Origin of the sequence: Escherichia sp. MOD1-EC6300 (genome assembly GCF_002965045.1) — a bacterium.
GTDB classification, from domain to species: Bacteria; Pseudomonadota; Gammaproteobacteria; order Enterobacterales; family Enterobacteriaceae; genus Escherichia; species Escherichia coli_F.
In genome coordinates, this window is record NZ_PTRH01000070.1 from 1 (window position 1) to 394 (window position 394).

A 394-nucleotide genomic window follows, 5' to 3' on the forward strand; every position below is an offset into this window, starting at 1 on the left:
CAGGACTGATACAGGATACAACTCTGGCAATGGTATCGTGAACAGGAATACCATTTTCAAAATCACCATATTGCTTCAAAAAATCGAGATGAGTTTCCCCAAAATCCTCTATATCTTCCCAATCTTCTGCACCAGAAATAACGGCACAAATAGTCAACAGTAGAATATCTGACAATTTATGATCCACTTTCCAGGCTTGTCTGTAATCGGGGGTAATAGAAATATGTTCCATCAATTTTTTAAGTTCCATTTTGTTCTCCTTAATTATGTAAGGAGTATTTGATCATGTATAAGCAATAAAAAACAGCTTCAGGTAATGAGGAATATCTCAATTTTTAAACATAAAATGCGAATTGTTTAGTACAAAAAAGCAGCGTTACGTGATCTTTCCCTG

At 34.8% G+C, this 394-nt stretch carries 1 protein-coding gene; it reads right to left on the reverse strand.

Annotated elements, in window-relative coordinates; genetic code table 11:
• A partial coding sequence (locus BGE37_RS24835) for a transposase family protein (RefSeq protein ID WP_198598488.1) occupies positions 1-250 on the reverse strand: 250 nt, incomplete at its 3' end.
• Between the last annotated feature and the right edge of the window lie 144 nt (positions 251-394).